Source organism: Streptomyces sp. NPDC001315, from assembly GCF_042896175.1.
Classification (GTDB): Bacteria; Actinomycetota; Actinomycetes; order Streptomycetales; family Streptomycetaceae; genus Streptomyces.
In genome coordinates, this window is the sequence record NZ_JBIAWZ010000041.1 from 1 (window position 1) to 20149 (window position 20149).

22 protein-coding genes are annotated in these 20149 nt (G+C 70.9%); all 22 read left to right on the top strand.

Annotated elements, in window-relative coordinates; genetic code table 11:
- Positions 1-889, top strand: an 889-nt coding sequence (locus ACFY16_RS42305) for an acyl-CoA carboxylase subunit beta (RefSeq protein ID WP_390652557.1), incomplete at its 5' end; no start/stop codon positions are given.
- 109 nt (positions 890-998) lie between these two features.
- Complete coding sequence (locus tag ACFY16_RS42310) at positions 999-1208, top strand: acyl-CoA carboxylase epsilon subunit (RefSeq protein WP_390652558.1); 210 nt, start codon at positions 999-1001, stop codon at positions 1206-1208.
- 69 nt (positions 1209-1277) lie between these two features.
- Entirely contained in the window at positions 1278-2276 is a 999-nt protein-coding gene (locus ACFY16_RS42315; protein ID WP_390652559.1) for an acyltransferase domain-containing protein, read from the top strand.
- A gap of 57 nt (positions 2277-2333) precedes the next feature.
- A complete protein-coding gene (locus tag ACFY16_RS42320) occupies positions 2334-2765 on the top strand; it encodes a dehydrogenase (protein WP_390652560.1) in 432 nt (143 codons plus the stop codon).
- Positions 2766-2953: 188 nt separating this feature from the next.
- The gene (locus tag ACFY16_RS42325; RefSeq protein ID WP_390652561.1) at positions 2954-3772 is read left to right on the top strand and encodes an aldo/keto reductase; all 819 of its coding nucleotides are present in this window, start codon (positions 2954-2956) and stop codon (positions 3770-3772) included.
- A gap of 198 nt (positions 3773-3970) precedes the next feature.
- Positions 3971-4648: an antibiotic biosynthesis monooxygenase family protein gene (locus tag ACFY16_RS42330; protein ID WP_390652562.1), complete on the top strand. Its 678-nt coding sequence runs from the start codon at positions 3971-3973 to the stop codon at positions 4646-4648.
- Positions 4649-4667: 19 nt separating this feature from the next.
- Complete coding sequence (locus ACFY16_RS42335) at positions 4668-5804, top strand: nucleotide disphospho-sugar-binding domain-containing protein (RefSeq protein ID WP_390652563.1); 1137 nt, start codon at positions 4668-4670, stop codon at positions 5802-5804.
- Positions 5801-6607, top strand: coding sequence for a 4'-phosphopantetheinyl transferase family protein (locus ACFY16_RS42340; protein WP_390652564.1), 807 nt, complete (start codon positions 5801-5803; stop codon positions 6605-6607). The genes ACFY16_RS42335 and ACFY16_RS42340 overlap by 4 nt, the downstream gene beginning before the upstream one ends.
- A complete protein-coding gene (locus ACFY16_RS42345) occupies positions 6604-6924 on the top strand; it encodes a hypothetical protein (RefSeq protein ID WP_390652565.1) in 321 nt (106 codons plus the stop codon). The genes ACFY16_RS42340 and ACFY16_RS42345 overlap by 4 nt, the downstream gene beginning before the upstream one ends.
- Before the next feature lie 35 nt (positions 6925-6959).
- On the top strand, positions 6960-8126 hold the full coding sequence (locus ACFY16_RS42350) for a nucleotide disphospho-sugar-binding domain-containing protein (protein ID WP_390652566.1): 1167 nt from the start codon (positions 6960-6962) through the stop codon (positions 8124-8126).
- Positions 8127-8186: 60 nt separating this feature from the next.
- Positions 8187-9359 (top strand): nucleotide disphospho-sugar-binding domain-containing protein, encoded by a 1173-nt coding sequence (locus tag ACFY16_RS42355; RefSeq protein WP_390652567.1) that lies wholly within the window; start codon positions 8187-8189, stop codon positions 9357-9359.
- Complete coding sequence (locus tag ACFY16_RS42360) at positions 9349-9921, top strand: dTDP-4-dehydrorhamnose 3,5-epimerase family protein (RefSeq protein ID WP_390652568.1); 573 nt, start codon at positions 9349-9351, stop codon at positions 9919-9921. The genes ACFY16_RS42355 and ACFY16_RS42360 overlap by 11 nt, the downstream gene beginning before the upstream one ends.
- Positions 9922-9970: 49 nt before the next feature.
- A complete protein-coding gene (locus tag ACFY16_RS42365) occupies positions 9971-11038 on the top strand; it encodes a glucose-1-phosphate thymidylyltransferase (protein WP_390652569.1) in 1068 nt (355 codons plus the stop codon).
- Positions 11035-12015 (top strand): dTDP-glucose 4,6-dehydratase, encoded by a 981-nt coding sequence (gene rfbB, locus ACFY16_RS42370; RefSeq protein WP_390652570.1) that lies wholly within the window; start codon positions 11035-11037, stop codon positions 12013-12015. Before ACFY16_RS42365 ends, rfbB begins: the two co-directional genes overlap by 4 nt.
- A complete protein-coding gene (locus ACFY16_RS42375; RefSeq protein ID WP_390652571.1) occupies positions 12012-12944 on the top strand; it encodes an NAD-dependent epimerase/dehydratase family protein in 933 nt (310 codons plus the stop codon). Before rfbB ends, ACFY16_RS42375 begins: the two co-directional genes overlap by 4 nt.
- Positions 12941-14245: a lipopolysaccharide biosynthesis protein RfbH gene (rfbH, locus tag ACFY16_RS42380; RefSeq protein ID WP_390652572.1), complete on the top strand. Its 1305-nt coding sequence runs from the start codon at positions 12941-12943 to the stop codon at positions 14243-14245. The genes ACFY16_RS42375 and rfbH overlap by 4 nt, the downstream gene beginning before the upstream one ends.
- Positions 14242-15054, top strand: a complete 813-nt coding sequence (locus ACFY16_RS42385; RefSeq protein WP_390652573.1) for an NAD-dependent epimerase/dehydratase family protein — start codon at positions 14242-14244, stop codon at positions 15052-15054. Before rfbH ends, ACFY16_RS42385 begins: the two co-directional genes overlap by 4 nt.
- Positions 15055-15088: 34 nt before the next feature.
- Complete coding sequence (locus tag ACFY16_RS42390) at positions 15089-16498, top strand: NDP-hexose 2,3-dehydratase family protein (protein WP_390652574.1); 1410 nt, start codon at positions 15089-15091, stop codon at positions 16496-16498.
- Positions 16495-17514, top strand: coding sequence for a Gfo/Idh/MocA family protein (locus tag ACFY16_RS42395; RefSeq protein WP_390652575.1), 1020 nt, complete (start codon positions 16495-16497; stop codon positions 17512-17514). Before ACFY16_RS42390 ends, ACFY16_RS42395 begins: the two co-directional genes overlap by 4 nt.
- A 90-nt stretch (positions 17515-17604) precedes the next feature.
- The gene (locus ACFY16_RS42400) at positions 17605-19164 is read left to right on the top strand and encodes an MDR family MFS transporter (protein WP_390652576.1); all 1560 of its coding nucleotides are present in this window, start codon (positions 17605-17607) and stop codon (positions 19162-19164) included.
- A 70-nt stretch (positions 19165-19234) separates the two neighbouring features.
- Positions 19235-19828: an NADPH-dependent FMN reductase gene (locus ACFY16_RS42405; RefSeq protein ID WP_390652577.1), complete on the top strand. Its 594-nt coding sequence runs from the start codon at positions 19235-19237 to the stop codon at positions 19826-19828.
- Positions 19829-19961: 133 nt separating this feature from the next.
- Positions 19962-20149 (top strand): hypothetical protein (locus tag ACFY16_RS42410; RefSeq protein ID WP_390652578.1); only part of this gene is annotated, 188 nt, incomplete at its 3' end.

A 20149-nucleotide genomic window follows, 5' to 3' on the forward strand; every position in this document is an offset into this window, starting at 1 on the left:
GACGAGCGGCGTCTGCCACTTCGCGTACGACGACGAGGAGACCTGCATCGCCGAGGTGCGCTACCTGCTGTCGATGCTCCCGCAGAACAACCGCGCGAACCCGCCGAGGACCGTCTGTGACGACCCCGCCGACCGGCGTTCGGACGCACTCCTCGAGCTGGTGCCGGTCGACGGCAACCGGCCGTACGACATGGCCAAGGTCATCGAGGAGATCGTCGACGACGGCGACTACCTGGAGGTCCACGAGCGCTGGGCCCGCAACATCGTCTGCGCGCTGGCCCGCCTCGACGGCCGGGTGGTGGGCATCGTGGCCAACCAGCCGCAGTCGCTGGCCGGCGTGCTGGACATCGAGGCATCGGAAAAGGCCGCGCGCTTCGTTCAGATGTGTGACGCCTTCAACATCCCGATCGTCACGCTGCTGGACGTCCCCGGGTTCCTTCCGGGCGTCGACCAGGAGCACGGTGGCATCATCCGCCACGGAGCGAAACTGCTGTACGCGTACTGCAACGCGACCGTGCCGCGGATCTCGCTGATCCTGCGCAAGGCGTACGGAGGCGCGTACATCGTCATGGACAGCCAGTCCATCGGCGCGGACCTCACCTACGCCTGGCCGACGAACGAGATCGCCGTGATGGGCGCGGAGGGCGCGGCCAACGTCATCTTCCGGCGTCAGATCGCCGAGGCCGAGGACCCCGAGGCCATGCGGACGCGCATGGTCAAGGAGTACAAGTCCGAGCTCATGCACCCCTACTACGCGGCCGAACGCGGCCTGGTCGACGACGTCATCGATCCGGCAGAGACGCGTGAGGTCCTCATCAGGTCCCTGGCGATGCTGCACACCAAGCACGCCGACCTGCCCTCCCGCAAGCACGGCAACCCCCCGCAGTAACCCGTGCACCCCTCGCGGTGACACCCGCGCACCCCTCGGAGTGACACCCGCGCACCCCTCGCAGTCCCTCGCGCAGTGATCCTGCGCACTCTCAGGGAGATCCGCATCCATGAGTACCCCTGCCCTCGGCACCACTGTGCTGCGCGTCGAGAAGGGCCACGCCGAGCCCGAGGAACTCGCCGCCATCACCGCACTGCTGCTCGCCCGTGCTGCGGCCCGTGCCGCCGAGATCCCGGCCGACGAGGAGCCGTCCGCCGCAGGCTGGCGCCGCCTGGAACGCCAACCAGGTTTCCCCACTGCCCACTCCTGGCGCAGCTGACGCGCAGCCGTTCGGGTCCTCGCGCGGGGCCTCGCCCCAGCTCGTTCTTCACAGATGGAGAAGCCCGTCATGACCAAGCGATCCATAGCCCTGCTGCTCCCCGGGCAGGGTGCCCAGTACGCCGGCATGGGCATCGAACTCTACGAACGGGAACCGGAGTTCACGGCCGTCGTCGACGAGTTCTTCCTGCTGATGGGGGAGGAAGGGGTCCGGCTGCGCGCCGACTGGCTCAGCGACTCCCCGCTGATCCCCCTTGACGACGGCAGACGCGCCCAGCCGCTGCTCTTCGCCATCGACTACGCACTCGGCAAGGTGCTCGAGGCGCGCGGTGTGGTCCCCTCCGCACTGATCGGCCACAGCGTGGGCGAGCTGGCGGCGGCCGCCCTGGCAGGCGTCTTCGACCTGCCCGGCGCCGCCCGCATCATGGTCGCGCGCTCGCGGGCCCTGGAGACGGCGCCGGCCGGCGGTCTGCTCGCCGTGGCGGGCACACCACAGGAAGTCGAGGCCAGGGTCCCCGCCGGACCGGCGCGGAGCGGGGTGGTGGTCGGCGCCGTCAACGCGCCCCGGCAGACCGTGCTCGCCGGGCCCGAGGAGGCCCTGGCCCGCACCGAGCAGGCGCTGCGGGACGCGGGGACGGTGGCACGACGTGTGCGCGCGCTGGACCCGTTCCATTCGCCGGTGCTCGCGTCCGCGGCGCGGGAGTTCGAGCGGGCCGTGGCCGCCGAGCCGCTGAGCCCGCCGCGGATTCCCATCCACTCGGGCCGGACCGGACGCGAGGTCACCGCGGAGGAGGCGGTGGATCCGGCGTTCTGGGCCCGGCAGATGGCGGAGCCGGTGTTGTTCTGGCCCGCACTGTCGGGGCTGCTGGAGCAGGGCCCGTACACGCTGGTCGAGGCCGGCCCCGGGCGTGCGCTGTCCACACCGGCCCGCCGCCATCCGTCGGTGCGCTCGGGGGAGACGCGGCTGGTCTGTCTGCTCCCCTCGGAGGGCGGCGACACCTGGGGCTCCTGGCGGAAGGCGCTGGAGCAGCTGGAGGGCGAGCGCGTGGCGCGGCTCCTCGCTCACTGAGCCGGATCGACAGACCTCTCACCGACGCAATGTCTCTCTTCTGGAAGGCGGATGACGATGAACCAGGAACCGCAGGGCGCCCGGGCGACGACGCCGGGCGGACCGGACGACCCGTTGGGTGTCTGGACCGGGACGGTGTCCCACGACGATCAGGCGGATGCGTTCACGATCTCCTTCACGGCGGACCGAGTGGTGACCTCCACCACGAAGGTGAGCTCCGGCCGAGGGGTGTGGAGCCCGGCCGACGACGGTTTCCGCTACACCCTGCGTGAGGAGTTCGCCCCGGGCGCCGGCCTGCCCGGTTACGTGGAGATCAGCATCGACGCCCGGCGTTCCGGCGAGAAGTACACCGGCACCGGCCGGGCGACCGTGCACGCGCTCGACGGCACGGAGATCCACTCCACGTCCGCCACGGTGGACGGCTCGATGCTGAGCGCGGTCGGTGTCGACCTGCTGCGCGAAGGTGCCCCGTCCGCGAACGCCGGATAGGCGCCCTTCCCCGGACTGCCTCCCGCCGGCCCACGTCCCCCGAGGCCGGCGGGAGGCCACGTAATAGGGTCGGGACACAGAACTCCGAGCCGACGACGGGTAGTTGATGCAGCGTGGGAGAGACGGCTGTGCGTAAGGTGAGCCTGGGTACGGACGGACCGGACGTCTCGGTTCAGGGATTCGGGTGCATGCGGCTGGAGGAGGACTCCGCCGAAGTCGTCCACCGGGCACTGGATCTGGGGGTCACCTTCCTGGACACGGCCGATCTGTACGGCGACGGCCACAATGAGGAACTCGTGGGCCGGGCCCTGCGGCACCGGCGCGCCGAGGCGTTCCTCTGCACCAAGGGCGGCGCCCTGCGCGATGAGGCCGGGACGCTGGGGCTGCGCGGTGACAGCGGATATCTGCGCGGCGCCTGCGAGGCGAGCCTGCGGCGCCTGGGAACCGACGTCATCGACCTCTACTACCTCCACCGCCGCGACCCCGAGGTGCCGATCGAGGAATCCGTGGGCGCCATGGCGGAACTGGTCGCCGCGGGGAAGGTCCGCCATCTCGGGCTGTCCGAGGTCACGGCCGAGGAGCTGCGGGCCGCCCACGCGACGTACCCGATCACCGCCCTGCAGTCCGAGTGGTCACTGACCAGTCGCGGCGTCGAGGCACTCGTGCCGGTCTGCGCCGAGCTCGGCGTGGCCGTGGTGCCCTACTGCCCGCACGGACGCGGCCTCATCGGACCCGATCTCGAGGCCTCGAAGGCCTGGGCGGCCGAAGTCGCCCCGGGCTTCGCCGGTCTGCCCGAACACATCTGGGAACTGGCGGACCGGCGTGGGGTGACCCCGCACCGGATCGCGCTGGCCTGGGTACAGCAGCGAGCCGAGGTCTGGGACCTCCCGGTCGTTCCCATCCCCGGCACCAAGGCCGTGCGTCACCTCGAGGAGAACGCGGCCGCACTCGGCCTGGACCTCACCGCCGAGGAGCTCGCCCTGCTGGAGCCCACCACCACACCCTGACCACCACACCCTGACAACAGGTCCGCACCCCACTGCGGGCCCGTTCTCACCTCCGAATGGCGGGAAGCGCATGAGCGCCTCCCGCCATTCGTCGTGTCCGCCCGCCCTCTTTCGCTGCCGCGGCACCTTTCGAACCTTCGATCCGCAGAGGGCCCGCCGCCGGCGGCGGGCCCCGAGAGCCCACAGATGGAGAGAACCATGGCTTTCATCTCACCCGAAGACGGCTACCTGGCTGTTTTCAACCTCTTCGACACCAAGGACGCGGCGGACCAGGAGCGGCTGCTGGAGGCGATGAAGGAGATCATCAACACCGCCGACTACGACGGCTGGGTCGCTTCCACCGTCCATGGAGCCGTCGGCCGGCCCGGCACCGCGAACTACGTGCAGTGGCGCAGCAGGGAGCAGCTCGAAGCGCGTTACCGGGGCCAGAAGTTCCAGCAGAAGACGGTGCCGCAGTTCGCGTCGATCGCGACGTCGACGAACCTCGTTCCGACCGAGGTCGTGTACTCCCAGCGCCACCCCTCGCTGGACGCCGTCGAGATCTCGCCCGACCGTGACGACTACACCGTCATCATCGTCATGCAGGTGGCGCCGGAGAACCAGGACCGGCTGATCGAGCTGATGTCGTACCCCGACGAGTGGGTGAAGACCGTCCCCGGCTACCGCTCCCACAGCATTCACCGCGGAGTGGACGGCACCTACGTCATCAACTACGCCCAGTGGGAGAGCCAGGAGCAGTACGAGGCCTTCCACAACCTGCCCGAGCACGAGCGTCCGGTGGACATCCAGAAGGTGCGCGCCGAGGCGCGGCCCCTGGTGACCTCCCGCGTGTCCAACGGCTACCGCGTGGCGCACTCGCGCTCCGCCGGGCAGTGACCGGACGGGGGGACACACCGTGAAGGTACTGTTCGTCGCCGGCGCGAGCCAGGCGACGCTGTTCGCCCTCGCCCCGGCCGCCACGGCCCTGCGGGCCGCGGGCCATGACGTGATCGTGGTGTCGACCCAGGAGATGGTGCCGGTCGCCGAACGGATGTGCGTTCCGTTCGCCGCGGTCACGGACCGCACCCTTACGTCCCTGTTGACGACCGACCGGGCCGGGAAGCCGGTGCCGCGGCCGCAGACCCTCGACCAGCAACGGCACTTCGCCGGCAGCTGGTTCGCCCGGCTCGCCGCGGTGAGCATCGACGGCCTGCTGGAACTCACCGGTCACTGGCGCCCCGACCTCGTCGTCGGCGGCACCAGCTCGTACGCGGCGGGACTGCTCGCCGCCCACCTCGGCATTCCCCAGGTGCGTCTGACCTGGGACGCGCTCCACAACCCCGAGCAGGTCGACGAGTACGCCGATGCCGAACTGGCGCCGGAGCTGGCGGCGCTGGGCCTGGACCGGGTGCCCCGGCCGGATCTGCTCCTCGACGTCTGCCCGCCGAGCCTGCGGGCGCCGGACGCCGCCCCCGCCCTCCTGACACGCTGGGTCCCGGGCAACCACCAGCAGCGGCTGGAACCATGGATGCTCACGGACGGCGGCCGGCAGCGGGTGTGCGTGACCGGGGGCACCCGCGTGGCGCTGACCGAGAGCCAGGCCTTCCTGCGCCGTCTCGCCGAGGGCCTCGCCGGACTCGACGTGGAGATCGTGGTCCCCGCGCCCGAGGACGTCGCGGCCGAACTGCGCCGCGTCCTGCCCGGCGTACGGACCGGATGGATGCCGCTGGACGTCGTCGCACCCACCTGTGCCGCCTTCGTGCACCACGGCGGCGGGGTGACCGCCATGACGGCGATGGCGTACGGCACGCCCCAGTTGGTGCTGCCGAAGTTCGAGCTCTTCGCCGACTCCTGGGAGCGCCTCGACCAGCACGGCGGCAGCATCACGCTCATGCCGGGAGAGCAGTCCGACGAGAACGTGGCCAAGGCGACCCTGGAACTGCTCACCGAGGGGACCCGCCGCCACCGGGCGAAGGCACTGGCGGCGGAGATCGCCACCCTGCCCGGCCCGGCAGAGCTGGTCGCCCCGCTGGAGGGCCTGGCGGCCGGATGATCACCGTCGACGAGAGGGAACTGCACCTGTGGGTGCTCCGCCTGCCGGCGACGGACCACGGCCCCGCCCCGATGGCCGCCTGGGAACTGGACGCGCGCGAACTGAGGCGGAGCAGGTCGATCGTACGGACCTCGCAGCGGCTGGGTTACGTCGCGTCGCACATCGCGCTGCGGCGGCTGCTCAGCGCGTACACCGGCATCCCGGCCGGACAGCTGAAGCTGCGCAGGACCGGGTGCCCGCACTGCGGCAAGCCGCACGGCCGGCCCGCACTCGACGGCTCGCCCGTGCCGCTGCACTTCTCGCTCTCCCACAGCGCAGGCGTGGCGCTCGTCGGGGTGGCCGCGGCGCGCGTGGGCGTCGACGTGCAGAAACTGCCGCCGCCGGAGACGGCCGAGCTGTGCCTGACCGCACTGCACCCCGGGGAACAGGCGGAATTGCGCGCGCTGCCCGCTGGACGGCGCACGGAGGCGTTCGCCCGGATCTGGACCCGCAAGGAGGCCTATCTCAAGGGCCTGGGCACCGGGCTGTGTCGCGGGGCGGGCGTCGACTACCTGGGCGAAGGCGACGGTGGGGACCGGGGCGGAAACCGCCGGGCGGGCGCGGTCCGGCCGCCGGGATGGCAGGTGGCGAGCCTGCCGGCCCGGCCCGGCCACGCCGCCGCGACGGCCCTCGAAACGGCCGGCGGACACTGCACCACGGTCCGCAGGCTGCCCGCCGCGTGCCTGTACGGCGACGACGCCACCGAGGTGCTGGCCGAGGCCAGGCACCAGGTGTGCACCCGGCTGCCGGTGCCCGCGCGATGACCGCACCGCCGCGACCGGAGGGCGCCCGGCCGCCCGGTGTGCGCCGTCTGCGCGCCCTCGTCCGTGCCCTGCTGCGGGGGATCCTGGGCTGCCTCGTCGCGGGGGGCATCCAGTACACCGGTGTCGCGACCGCGCCCTGGTGGCGGCAGAACTTCCCGCCGCCGGACGGACCGGCTTCCCACCGCTGCTCCGCCCGGCGGCTGCGCCACCTCACCCGGGACCTGCGCGAACTGCGCGACAGCCAGGACCTGTCCCGGCTGCTCGCCCGATGCCCGGACCCCACCCGAGCCGTCCCGCCCTGGCATCCCGAAGGGTGACGGCCCGTCACCCACACACCACCGGAGAAGACCGCATGCGTGTCCTGATGATGTCCACGCCCGTACCCACCCACTTCACCCCGCTCGTCCCACTGGCCTGGGCCCTGCGTGCGGCCGGGCACGAGGTCCTGGTGGCTGGGCAGCCGGATGTGCTGGGAGCCGTCGCCTCCGCCGGGCTGAACGCCACCGGGGTGGGCACCGCCTTCCACGTGCAGGATCTGCTGATGGCGGGACTGCGCCCGGGCGAGCGGCCGCTGGAGACCCGGACCCGCGCCGAACTGGAGCAGATGGGCGGGCCCGGCCGGGTGTGGACCACCCACGCCCGCTACATGTGGCAGTCCTACCTGGAGGTCGCCCGCGAGTTCCGGCCCGACCTGGTGGTCAGCGACCCGCTGGAGTTCAGCGCCACGATCGTGGGAGCCGTTCTCGGCGTCCCGGTGGTGCAGCACCGCTGGGGCGTCGACCCGTACTCGGGCGGCGCCCAGGGGGAGGCCGCGGTCGTGCTGCGTGCCCTGTGCGAGCGGCTGGGCCTGGACGGGATGCCGCAGGCCACCGTGCTGCTCGACCCGTGCCCGCCCGGACTGCAACTGCCGGACGTCGCCCAGGGCACCGGCATCCGTCATGTCGCCTTCAACGGCAATGGGCAACTTCCGCAGTGGCTGAGGGAGTTGAAGCCCGTCGGCGGTACGGTTCGCCGGGTGGCGGTCTCGCTCGGCAGCCGGACCCTCGACCTGAACGCCCTCCCCTTCACTCGCCGGATGCTGCGCGCCCTCGGCGAGCGGCCCGGCACGGAGATCGTCGCGACGGTGGACGCGCACCACCGAGGGGAACTCGGCCCGTTGCCGGACTCGGTACGCCTCGTCGACCCCGTCCCGCTCAGCCTGCTGCTCGGCGTCTGTGACGCGGCAGTGCACCACGGCGGCGCCGGCACCTCCATGACGGTCACCTCCTTCGGCCTGCCGCAGCTCGTCCTGCCGCAGCTCGCCGACCAGTTCGCGCACGCCGACCGGCTGGCCGCGGCCGGCGCGGCGATCGCACTGGACAGCGCCGAGACGCAGAACGACCCGGAGCGGCTGCGCGACGCCGTCGACGACCTGCTGACGGCTCCCGCATACGCCAAGGCCGCCGACGGCCTCGCCCGGGCCATGGCGGACATGCCCAGCCCGTCGGACGTGGTCGCCGACCTGGAAAACCTGCGCTGAGCCCGCCCGCCGGGCCCCGCCGGCCCCGCCCTTCCCGATCGGAACGCTCAAGGAGAGCACATGCGTGTCCTCGTGATGGCCACCCCGTCACCGACCCACTTCACCCCCATGGTCCCGATGCTCTGGGCGCTGCGCGCGGCGGGGCACGACGTGCTGGTCGTCTGCCAGCCGGACGATCTTGCGGCGGTCGCGTCCGCGGGACTCAACGCCACCTGCATCGGCGAGGCCTTCGACGGTGAGGGCTTCCTGCTCCGGGGGCTGGAGGGCAAGCGCCCCCTGCAGGCGCGCCCCCGTGAGTCCTTCAAGGTCTGGGGCTACGGACGGGTGTGGGCCGGCCAGTCGGAGCGCGTGGTCGACGCCTACCTGGCCTTCACCCGAGACCACCGGCCCGACCTGATCCTTTCCGACCCCCTGGACTACGCCGCCCTGATCGTCGGCGGGGTGCTCGGCGTTCCGGTGGTGCAGCACCGCTGGGGCGTCGACCCCTTCTCGGCCGACGCGCGCAAGGAGGCGCGGATCGCACTGCAGCACGTCTGCGACCGCCTGGGCATCGCCGAACTCCCTGAGCCCGCCGAGCTGTTCGACCCCTGCCCGCCGTCCCTGCAGCTGCCGGACGCCGCGCCGGGCACCCCGATCCGCGCGGTGCCGTTCAACGGCAACGGCCAACTGCCGCTGTGGCTGCGGCAGTCCGCGACCGCGCCCCGGGGCGTCAGGCGGGTGGCCTTCACTCTGGGCGGCACGCTGCCGCTCAACGGCGTACCGCTCGCCCGCGATGTACTCACCGCCCTGGGCGCCATATCCGACGTCGAGGTGATCGCCACCGTCGACGAACGGTTCCGCGCCGAGCTGGGGGAGGTCCCCGACTCGGTACGGCTCGTGGACCCGCTGCCGCTGCACCTGCTCTTCGGCAGCTGCGACGCGGCTGTCCACCACGGCGGCTCGGGCACGACGATGACCGCCACCGGCTTCGGCCTGCCGCAGCTCGTCCTGCCCCAGCTCGCCGACCACTTCGCGCACGGCGACCGGCTCGCCGAACTGGGCGCGGGCATCACCTTCGACACCGCGAGGTCGCAAGAACAGGGCGACCGGCTGCGGGAGGCACTGGTCGAACTGCTGGAGGTGCCCGGCTACGCCAAGGCCGCCGCCGCGTTGAGCCGGGAGATGGCGGACATGCCCGCCCCGTCCCGGGTCGTCGCCGACCTGGAACGCGGGTGGGCCGACCGTGCGCATTGAGGAACTCGCCCTCCCGGGCGTCTTCACGGTCGCTCCCGACCAGATCCGCGACGAGCGGGGCTCCTTCTACGAAGGCTTCCGCACCGACGAGTTCGAGGCCGTGACCGGACAGGCGTTCGTACCGCGCCAGATCAACTACTCGGTGTCCCGGCGCAACACCCTGCGCGGCATCCACAGTGTGACGATCCCGCCGGGCCAGGCGAAGTTCGTGACCTGCGTACGCGGCGCGCTGCGGGACTTCGTGGTCGACCTCCGCATCGGCTCGCCGACCTTCGGCGTCAGCGTCAGCAACGTCCTGGACGCCGCATCCGGGTACTCCGTCTACGTGCCGGAAGGCGTCGGCCACGGGTTTCTCACCCTCACCGACGACGCCTGCATCTGTTACGTGCTGTCCAGCACGTATGTGCCCGGCACCCAGATCGACATCAACCCGCTCGATCCCGATCTCGCGCTGCCGTGGGGCTTCGAGGAGCCACCGCTCATCTCCGGGAAGGACGCGCGAGCCCGCTCGCTGAAGGAGACCCTCGCCGCCGGCCTGCTGTCCCGGCCGGTCGACGAGTGAGGCGTCCGAGCAGCGAACCGATCCCCTCGTCCAAGGAAAAGGAACGCTCATGAAAGCCCTGGTGCTGTCGGGCGGGTCTGGGACCCGTCTGCGACCGTTCAGCTACTCCATGCCCAAGCAGCTCATACCGGTCGCCAACAAGCCGGTCCTGGAGCACGTTCTGGAGAACATCCGCTCCATCGGGGTGACCGAGATCGGCGTCATCGTCGGTGACCGGGCCGCCCAGATCGAGGCGGTGATCGGCGACGGCTCCGCGCTCGGCGTGGACATCACGTACATCCGGCAGGAGAGCCCCGACGGCCTCGCCGCCTGCGTGGCGCTCGCCCGCCCCTTCCTCGGCGACGACGATTTCGTGATGTACCTCGGGGACAACATGCTTCCGGACGGCATCCAGCCGATCGCGCAGGAGTTCGCCGCCCGCCGGCCGGCCGCCCAGGTCGTCGTCCACAAGGTTGAGGACCCGCGCTCCTTCGGCGTCGCCGAGCTGGACGAGAACGGCGGTGTGACCCGGCTGGTGGAGAAGCCGCAGCAGCCCAGGAGCGACCTCGCCCTGATCGGCGTGTACTTCTTCACCCCGGCCGTCCACGAGGCCGTCGCCGCCATCGAGCCCAGCGCGCGCGGCGAGTTGGAGATCACCGACGCCATCCAGTGGCTCGTCGCCCGCGGCGACGACGTCAAGGCCAGTGAGTACCAGGGCTACTGGAAGGACACCGGGCGCATCGAGGACGTACTGGAGTGCAACCGCTACCTCCTGGAGGGACTGTCCTCCGAGGTCCTCGGCGAGGTCGACGGGGCCAGCGTGCTCACCGGACCCGTCGTGATCGAGGCCGGCGCCCGCGTCACCGGATCCCGGATCGACGGCCCTGCCGTCATCGCCGCCGGCACCGTTATCGAGGACAGCCACATCGGACCGCACACCTCGATCGGCGGTGACTGCACGCTCAGCGGCGCCCAGATCGGCTACTCCATCGTCCTCGGCGACGCCAGCATCACGCAGGTGCGAGGACTGCACGGCTCCGTCATCGGGCGGGCCGCCAGTGTCGGACCGAGCAGCATCGACGACACCCACCGCCGCCTGGTCATCGGCGACCACACCCGAGTCGAGGTAGCGGCATGAAGATCCTGATCACCGGCGGGGCCGGGTTCATCGGCTCCCACTACGCACGAACCCTGCTCGACGGCGGCTACGCCGGCTGGGAATCCGCCGACGTCACGGTCCTGGACAAGCTCACGTACGCCGGAAACCGCGAGAACCTGCCCTCGTCGCACCCCAGGCTCACCTTCGTGCAGGGCGACATCTGCGACACGGACCTGCTGCGTGAGGTGCTGCCCGGCCACGACGCGGTCGTGCACTTCGCGGCCGAATCGCACGTCGACCGCTCCCTGGAGTCCGCCGACGCGTTCGTCCGGACGAACGTCGTCGGCACCCAGCGTCTGCTCGACGCGGTGCTCGTCACCGGCGTCGAGCGCGTGGTGCACGTCTCCACCGACGAGGTGTACGGATCCATCACGGAGGGCTCGTGGACCGAGGACTGGCCACTGCTTCCCAACACCCCGTACGCCGCGTCCAAGGCGGCTGCCGAGATGATGGCCCGTACCTACTTCCGCACCCACGGCCTGGATCTGTCGGTCACCCGTTGCTCCAACAACTACGGCCCCTACCAGCACCCCGAGAAGCTCATCCCGCTCTTCGTCACCAACCTCCTGGAAGGCGAGCAGGTACCGCTCTACGGCGAAGGCACCAACGTCCGTGAGTGGCTCCACGTGGACGACCACTGCCGGGCGATCGACCTCGTCCTCGGCAAGGGCCGGGCCGGGGAGATCTACAACGTGGGCGGCGGCAACGAACGCACCAACATCGCCATCACCGAGCGACTCCTCGAACTGGCGGACACCGACTGGTCCATGGTGCGCCGGGTCCCCGATCGCAAGGCGCACGACCTGCGGTACTCCATCGACGACGGCAAGATCCGCGAGGAGCTGGGCTACGCCCCCCGGATCGGCTTCGACGAGGGCCTCGCCGAGACCGTGGCCTGGTACCGCGACAACACCGACTGGTGGAAGGGCACCAAGCACGGGGCGGTCTCCGCATGACGCAGGGCCGTCCGGTGCTCGTTCTGGGCGCCACGGGCTTCCTCGGGCGCCACATCGCGGAGGCCTTCGCCGGGGCCGGGGACGCGGTGGTGCGCGCCGCCCGCAGCGGGCCGCTGCGCGTGGACCTCACCACAATCGCCACCTGGGAACTGGCGGCACTGCTCCACCGCATCCGGCCGGCCGTGGTGGTCAACGCGGCCGGCCGGGCCTGGCAGGCGACGGACCAGGAGATGTGGGAGGCCAACGCGGTCGCCGTCGAGCGGCTCGCCGGGGCGATGACCGACCTGCCCGACGCACCACGGCTGATCCAGCTCGGCAGTGTGCACGAGTACGGCCCGGGAACGCCGGGTACCGGGACCACCGAGGACCGGGTGCCCGCCCCGGTCACCGCGTACGGACGCTCCAAACTCCACGGCTCCCAGGCCGTGCTCGCGGCGGCCGGCACCACGGGACTGGACGCGGTCGTGCTCAGGCTGGGCAACGTCTACGGTCCCGGCACAGCGCGCGGCAGTCTGCTGGGCGCCGTGGGCGCCCAGCTGGCGCAGGCCGGCGACGGACCGCTGGAGCTGCGGCTGGGACCGCTGACGGCCCGGCGGGACTTCGTCGACGTACGGGACGCGGTGGACGCCGTGCGGGCGGCCGCGACCGTGGCCGGCCTGGGACCGGAGGGCCGCGTGGTGAACATCGGCAGCGGTACGGCGGTGCCGACGCGGGACCTCGTCGAGCGGCTGATCGACCTCAGCGGGGTGCCCGTCGACATCGTCGACGAGGGCAGCGGGGGCCCGGCCCGCGCCGACGTGGAGTGGCAGCAACTGGACATCTCCAAGGCCCGCCGCCTGCTCGGCTGGCACCCGCGGCGCGACCCGGACGACTCACTGCGCGACCTGCTCGCGACCGAACGAAACGACATCCTGGAGGGGACGACATGAGCGGGCACAAGGCGCTGGTACTGGACGAGGTCCGCAAGTACCACCTGGAACAGCAGGACAGCCGTGACTTCGTGCCGGGCACGACGGAGATCTGGCCGTCGGGCGCGGTGCTCGACGAGGACGACCGGGTGGCGCTGGTGGAGGCGGCCCTGGAGATGCGGATCGCGGCCGGGGCGAGCTCCCGGAAGTTCGAGTCGCGGTTCGCCCGCAAGCTGAAGCGGCGCAAGGCGCACCTGACCAACTCCGGGTCCTCGGCGAACCTGCTCGCCGTCACCGCCCTCACCTCCCACCTGCTGGACGACCGCAGGCTGAGGCCGGGCGACGAGGTGATCACGGTGGCCGCCGGCTTCCCGACCACCGTCAACCCGATCCTGCAGAACGGCCTCATCCCCGTCTTCGTCGACGTGGACCTGCGTACGTACAACACGACCGCCCGGCGGGTGGAGCAGGCCATCGGGCCCAAGACCCGGGCGATCATCATCGCGCACGCGCTCGGCAACCCTTTCGAGGTCGCCGAGATCGCCCAACTCGCCGAACAGCACGACCTGTTCCTCATCGAGGACAACTGCGACGCGGTCGGCGCCACGTACCAGGGGCAGCTCACCGGATCCTTCGGCGACCTGGCCACCGTGAGCTTCTACCCGGCGCACCACCTCACGATGGGCGAGGGCGGCTGCGTGCTGACCTCGAACCTGGCGCTGGCCAGGATCGTCGAGTCGCTGCGTGACTGGGGCCGGGACTGCTGGTGCGAGCCGGGCGAGAGCAACAAATGCCTCAAGCGGTTCAAGTACCAGATGGGCACGCTGCCCGACGGGTACGACCACAAGTACATCTTCTCGCACGTCGGTTACAACCTGAAGGCGACCGACCTGCAGGCGGCGCTGGGCCTGACACAGCTCGCCAAGCTGGACGGGTTCGTCGAGGCCCGCAAGCGCAACTGGCGCCGGCTGCGCGACGGCCTGGAGGGTGTACCGCACCTGGTGCTGCCGGAGGCGACCGCGGGCAGTGACCCCAGCTGGTTCGGCTTCGTCATCACCGTGGACCCGCAGGCACCGTTCAGCCGGGCCGCGCTGGTGGCCTTCCTGGAGGACCGCAAGATCGGCACCCGGCGGCTCTTCGCCGGCAACCTCACCAGGCACCCGGCCTACATCGACCAGCCGCACCGCGTCGTCGGCACGCTCACCAACAGCGACGTCATCACCGAGCAGACGTTCTGGATCGGCGTCTACCCCGGGCTGACCGACGAGATGCTCGACTACGTCATCGCGTCGGTCAAGGAGTTCGTGGGGGACAACGTATGACCGCGCCCGCATACCGGCGGCCGCCGACGCCCGGCACCGGACCGATGTCCGGTGCCGACGGGATGGAGATCGTGGGCAACGGCTTCCTCGCCCGGAACCTGCGGCCGATCGCCGACCGGCACCCGGGGACCGTGGTCCTGGCGGCCGGGGTGTCCTGGGCCGCCGGCACCTCCGACGCCGACTTCGCCCGGGAGGCCACGCTCCTCGCCGACGTGGCGGAGGACTGCCGTGCCAAGGGACGCCGCCTGCTGTTCTTCTCCACCGCGGCCACCGGGATGTACGGCGCGGTGGACGGCCCCGGCCGGGAGGACAGCCCCCTCACCACCTGCACCCCGTACGGAGACCACAAGTACGCGCTCGAACAGCAGCTGCGGGCCTCCGGCGCCGAGTACCTGATCCTGCGTCTCGGCCACCTCGTGGGCCAGGGGCAGCCGCCCCACCAGCTCGTTCCGGCCCTGGTGCGGCAGGTACAGGAGGGCAGTGTGCGCATCCACCGCGGTGCCGCCCGCGACCTCATCGACGTGCGGGACGTGATCACGATCATCGACCGGCTGCTCGCCCAGGACCTGCGGGGCGAGACCGTGAACGTGGCCTCGGGGGAGGCGGTGCCGGTCGAGCGCATCGTCGACCACCTGGCCGAGCGGCTGGGGGTGACGGTGCACCGGGACGTCCGGGACACCGCCACCGTCCACCACGTCATCTCCACCGAGAAGCTGCGGGCCCTGGTGCCCGAGACGGCGGCGATGGGCTTCGGTCCCGACTACCACCGCCGCGTCCTCGACGACTTCCTCGCCTCGTACTCCGCCTGACGCGCCCCCGTCCACGACCACCTGGAGCTGAGTCATGCCTTCTCCCGTCTCCCGAGCCCCCGGCGGAGCCGGTCTCCTGCAACCGCGTCAGGACCCCTCGGCGGCCGTCCGGCTCGCCCGGTCGGCCGCCGCGCTCCAGGGCGCGAAGCTGCGTACCGAGGACTTCGCCGTGTGGCTGGCCGACCGTGACGCCGCCCACCGTTTCCGCGTGGACCGCATCCCCTTCAGCGCACTGGACGGATGGTCGTTCGATGCGGCCACCTCCAACCTCGGACATCACAGCGGGCGTTTCTTCACAGTGGAGGGTCTGCGGGTCCGCAAGGACGAGGGGCCGATCCACGAGTGGCAGCAGCCGATCATCCGCCAGCCGGAGGTGGGTGTCCTCGGCATCCTCGTCAAGGAGTTCGACGGGGTACTGCACTGCCTGATGCAGGCCAAGATGGAGCCGGGCAACCGCAATCTGCTCCAGCTGTCCCCGACCGTCCAAGCCACCCGCAGCAACTACACCAAGGTGCACAAGGGCGCCGACGTGAAGTACATCGAGTACTTCACCCGGCCGGGCAGGGGGAGGGTGCTCGCCGACGCCCTCCAGTCGGAACACGGGTCCTGGTTCCTCCGCAAGTCCAACCGCAACATGATCGTCGAGGCGGTCGGCGAGGTTCCGCTGCACGACGACTTCTGCTGGCTGACCCTTGGTCAGATCGGTGAGCTGCTGCGCCGGGACAACGTCGTCAACATGGACTCGCGCACGGTGCTGGCCTGCATGCCCTTCCCCCATGACGGGACCGGAGCCCTGCACTCGGACATCGAGCTGCTGTCCTGGTTCACGGCCGAGCGCTCCCGCCACGACGTCCGCGTCGAGAGCGTGCCGCTCGACGACACCCACGGCTGGAAGCGCGGGGACCACTCCATCGAGCACGAGAACGGGCGCTACTTCAGCGTCGTCGCGGTCTCGGTCCAGGCGGACAGCCGGGAGGTCACCGGCTGGACCCAGCCGCTGTTCGAGCCGAACGGACTCGGCGTCACCGCCTTCCTGACCCGCCGGATCGACGGCGTACTGCACGTCCTGGCGCACGCGCGGGTGGAGGGCGGCTTCCTCGACACGGTGGAACTCGGCCCCACCGTCCAGTACACCCCGGAGAACTACGCCCACCTGGCGGACGAGGACCGCCCGCCGATGCTCGACCACGTGCTGTCGGTCGATCCCTCCCGGATCCGGTACGAAGCCGTCCACTCCGAGGAGGGCGGCCGCTTCCTCAACGCGGAGAGCCGCTATCTGCTGGTCGAGGACGACGAGTCCGGGGATCCCCTCGACCCGCCGGCCGGCTACCGCTGGGTCACCCCGGGGCAGCTCACCTCGCTGGTCAGGCACGGCCACTACGTCAACGTGCAGGCGCGCACCCTGCTCTCCATCCTGAACACCTCCGGGCTGCGTGACCGATGACTTCCGTGACTCCCGTGACTTCGGTGACTCCTGTTACTTCCGTGACGCGCGCGGCTCCCGTACGGATCGGCGTGCTCGGCTGCGCCGGCATCGCGCGCCGTCGCATGCTGCCGGCGATGGTGGCGGCTCCTGCCGTCGAACTCGTCGCGGTCGCCAGCCGCGACGCCGCCAGGGCGCGGGAAACGGCGGCCGCGTTCGGCTGTGCGCCCGTGCACGGGTACGCCGAACTCCTCGAACGCGCCGATGTCGACGCCGTGTACGTGCCGCTGCCGGCGTCTCTGCACGCCGAATGGGCCGAGGCGGCGCTGCGCGCCGGCAAGCACGTGCTGGCGGAGAAGCCGCTGGCCCTCGAACCGGAGGCCACCCGGCGGTTGCTGGAGCTCGCCCGGTCCCGGGGACTGGTGCTGATGGAGAACGTGATGTTCGTCCATCACCCTCAGCATGACGCGGTACGCAAGGTGGTGGCCGCCGGTGTCATCGGTGAACTCCGCTCGTTCCAGGCGACGTTCACGGTACCCGCGCTGCCGGACGACGACATCCGCTACCGCGCCGAACTGGGCGGCGGCGCGTTGTGGGACACCGGCGTCTACCCGGTGCGGGCGGCCCTGCACCTGCTGGGTGCCGAGTTGGAGGTGGTCGGAGCGACGCTCTCTGCCGCACCAGGCAGGTCGGTCGATACCGCGGGCGCGGTTCTGCTGCGGACGCCGGGCGGAGTCAGTGTCCAGCTGTCCTTCGGCCTGGACCACGGCTACAGATCGTCGTACGAGCTGTGCGGCAGTGCGGGGCACATCCACGTCGACCGGGCCTTCACGCCGCCCGCCGACCATGTCCCCATGTTCCGTCTGGAGCGCGGGACGGACGTCGAACACATCAGGTCGGAGCCCGCGGACCAAGTGGCCATGACGGTCTCCGCCTTCGCGGCGGCGGTACGGAACGGGGCGGCCGGTGACCAGGGGGACAGTCTGCGCCAGGCGGTCCTGCTGGATGAGATCCGAGCGAGTGCCTCGGGCGGCTGAGCGCCGTCGACGGCCAGGCCATCGACGAAAAACCGCTACTGCGGTATGGTAAATTTGTCGCCAGTGTTTGAGGCATCCCAAGGGGGATTCATGTCGCACGACCCGCCCACAGCACCGCCGTCGAGGGCTCCGAGCCGCAATCTGTACGCCGTGCTGTTCGCGGTCGCCATCGCGCTCGTACTCGGGTCCCTCGACAACCTGATCCTGGGCGTCGCGATGCCCACCATCGTCGGTGAGCTGGGCGGGCTGGAGCACCTCTCCTGGGTCGTCACCGCCTACGCGCTCACCACGGCCGTCTCCACCCCCATATGGGGAAAGCTCGGGGACATGTACGGCCGCAAGGGCTCGTTCCTGACCTCGATCGTGGTCTTCCTGACCGGCTCGGTGCTCTCCGGCCTGTCGCAGAGCATGGAGCAGCTCATCGCCTTCCGCGCCCTGCAGGGGCTCGGCGGCGGCGGCCTGATGGTGGGCGCCATGGCGATCATCGGCACCCTCGTGCCGCCGCGTGAGCAGGGCAGGTACCAGGGTCTGATCTCCGCCACCATCGGCGTGGCGATGATCTCCGGTCCCCTGGTGGGCGGTCTGATCACCGACCACCTCGGCTGGCGCTGGTGTTTCTACGTGAACCTGCCGCTCGGCGCCCTCGCCATCGTGATGATCTCCTCGTTGCTCCACCTGCCCGCCCAGTCCGTCAAGGCCCGGATCGACTACCCCGGCGTGGCACTGCTCACCACGGCCATCGGCGCCGTGGTGCTGCTCACCAGCTGGGGCGGCGTCGAACACGGCTGGCTGTCGGGCGTGATCCTGGGGCTCATCGCGCTCGCCGCGCTCGCCACGGCGGGGTTCGTCCTCGCGGAACGCAGAGCCGCGGAGCCGTTGCTGCCGCTCACCCTGTTCCGCAACGGCAACTTCTCGCTGGCCACCGGAATCGGGTTTCTGCTGGGCGCCGCGATGTTCGCCGCGACGACCTTCCTGCCGCTCTTCCAGCAGGGGGCGCAGGGAGCTTCGCCGACCAACGCGGGGACGTGGCTGCTGCCGATGTTCCTCGCCATGATCGGCGCGAACATCGTCGTCGGCAAGATGATCGCGAACACCGGAAAGTACAAGATCTTCGTGATCGCCGGTGGCGCCCTGACCGCCACGGGCTTCGCCCTGCTCGCCCAGCAGGCCCCCGACACCTCCCGGCTGTTCTCCGTCGCGGCCATGGCGCTCCTCGGTGCCGGCATGGGCTGCGTCATGCAGACCACGCTGCTCATCTCCTTGCAGAGCGTCGAGCCGAAGAACCTCGGCGTCGCCTCGTCCACCGCCACCCTGTCGCGGACGATCGGCGGTTCCATCGGCGTCTCGGTCATGGGCTCGCTCTTCACCAGCCAGGTGAGTGCCGCCCTGACCGACCGCGGCGTGGGCGAGGCCGCCGCAGCAGTCGGTGGAGGGCTCCAGCTACAGGCCGACAAGCTGGCGAAACTCCCCGAACCGGTGCGCTCGGCCTACGAGTTCGCCGTCGCCGAAGGGACCGACCGGGTGTTCCTGGTGGCCGCGGCGCTCGGACTGGTCGTCTTCGCGGCCGCGTGGTTCGTCAGGGAGGTCCCGCTCGCGGGTGCCGCCGACAGCCGGAACGAAGAGACCCCCGTCGCGGCCTCGCACGCCTGACCTCGCCCGCCTCGGCTCCGCCCCACAGTCCACACCCGCACAAGCAGTCACTTATCCACCGGAGGATGAAATGTCCACGCCCCTTATCCGCCTCGCAGTGATCATCGGTAGCAATCGCGACGGCCGCTTCGGCCCCGTCATCGCCAACTGGTTCGTGGAGCAGGCCAAGCAGCATGGCAACTACGACGTCGACCTGATCGACCTTGCCGAGTTGAACCTGCCGTCCGTGCTCCCGGCCTTCGGCGCCGCGCCGTCCGCCGAGACCACGGAGGCCGTCGGCGCCCTCACCCCCCGCCTGGCGCAGGCGGACGCCTTCGTGGTCCTGACGCCGGAGTACAACCACAGCTACCCGGCCGTGCTCAAGGTCGCGATCGACTGGCACAACGCCGAATGGCACGGCAAGCCCGTGGGCTTCGTCTGCTACGGCGGCTTCTCGGCCGGCCTGCGCGCCGTGGAGCACCTGCGGGGCGTCTTCGCCGAGCTGAACGCCGTCACCATCCGTGAGACGGTCAGCTTCGCGGGTGCGTGGGGTCAGTTCGACGAGACGGGCGCACCGCGCGACCCCGAGGGCGTCAATACCGCGGCCAAGACCCTGCTCGACCAGCTGGAGTGGTGGGCCGAGGGCCTGCGCGAGGCACGCGCGAAGACGCCGTTCAAGGGCTGACCGACGACCCTCAGGGGCGACCGCCCCCTCCAGGGCTCGGATCCGAGCTCCTGACTGCACCGCTGCCCGGCTCGTGGACCACGAGCCGGGCAGAGTCGTTTCCGTCCGCCCGACCTGAGGAGCGAACAGCACCGTGTACCAGGGCAATTCACCGCTTGCCGAAGAGGTACGCCGGACGAAGGACGTACGCCGGCTGGACCGGGTGATCATCAGGTTTGCGGGTGACTCGGGTGACGGTATGCAGCTCACCGGTGACCGTTTCACCTCGGAGACGGCGTCGTTCGGGAACGACCTGTCGACCCTGCCGAACTTCCCGGCCGA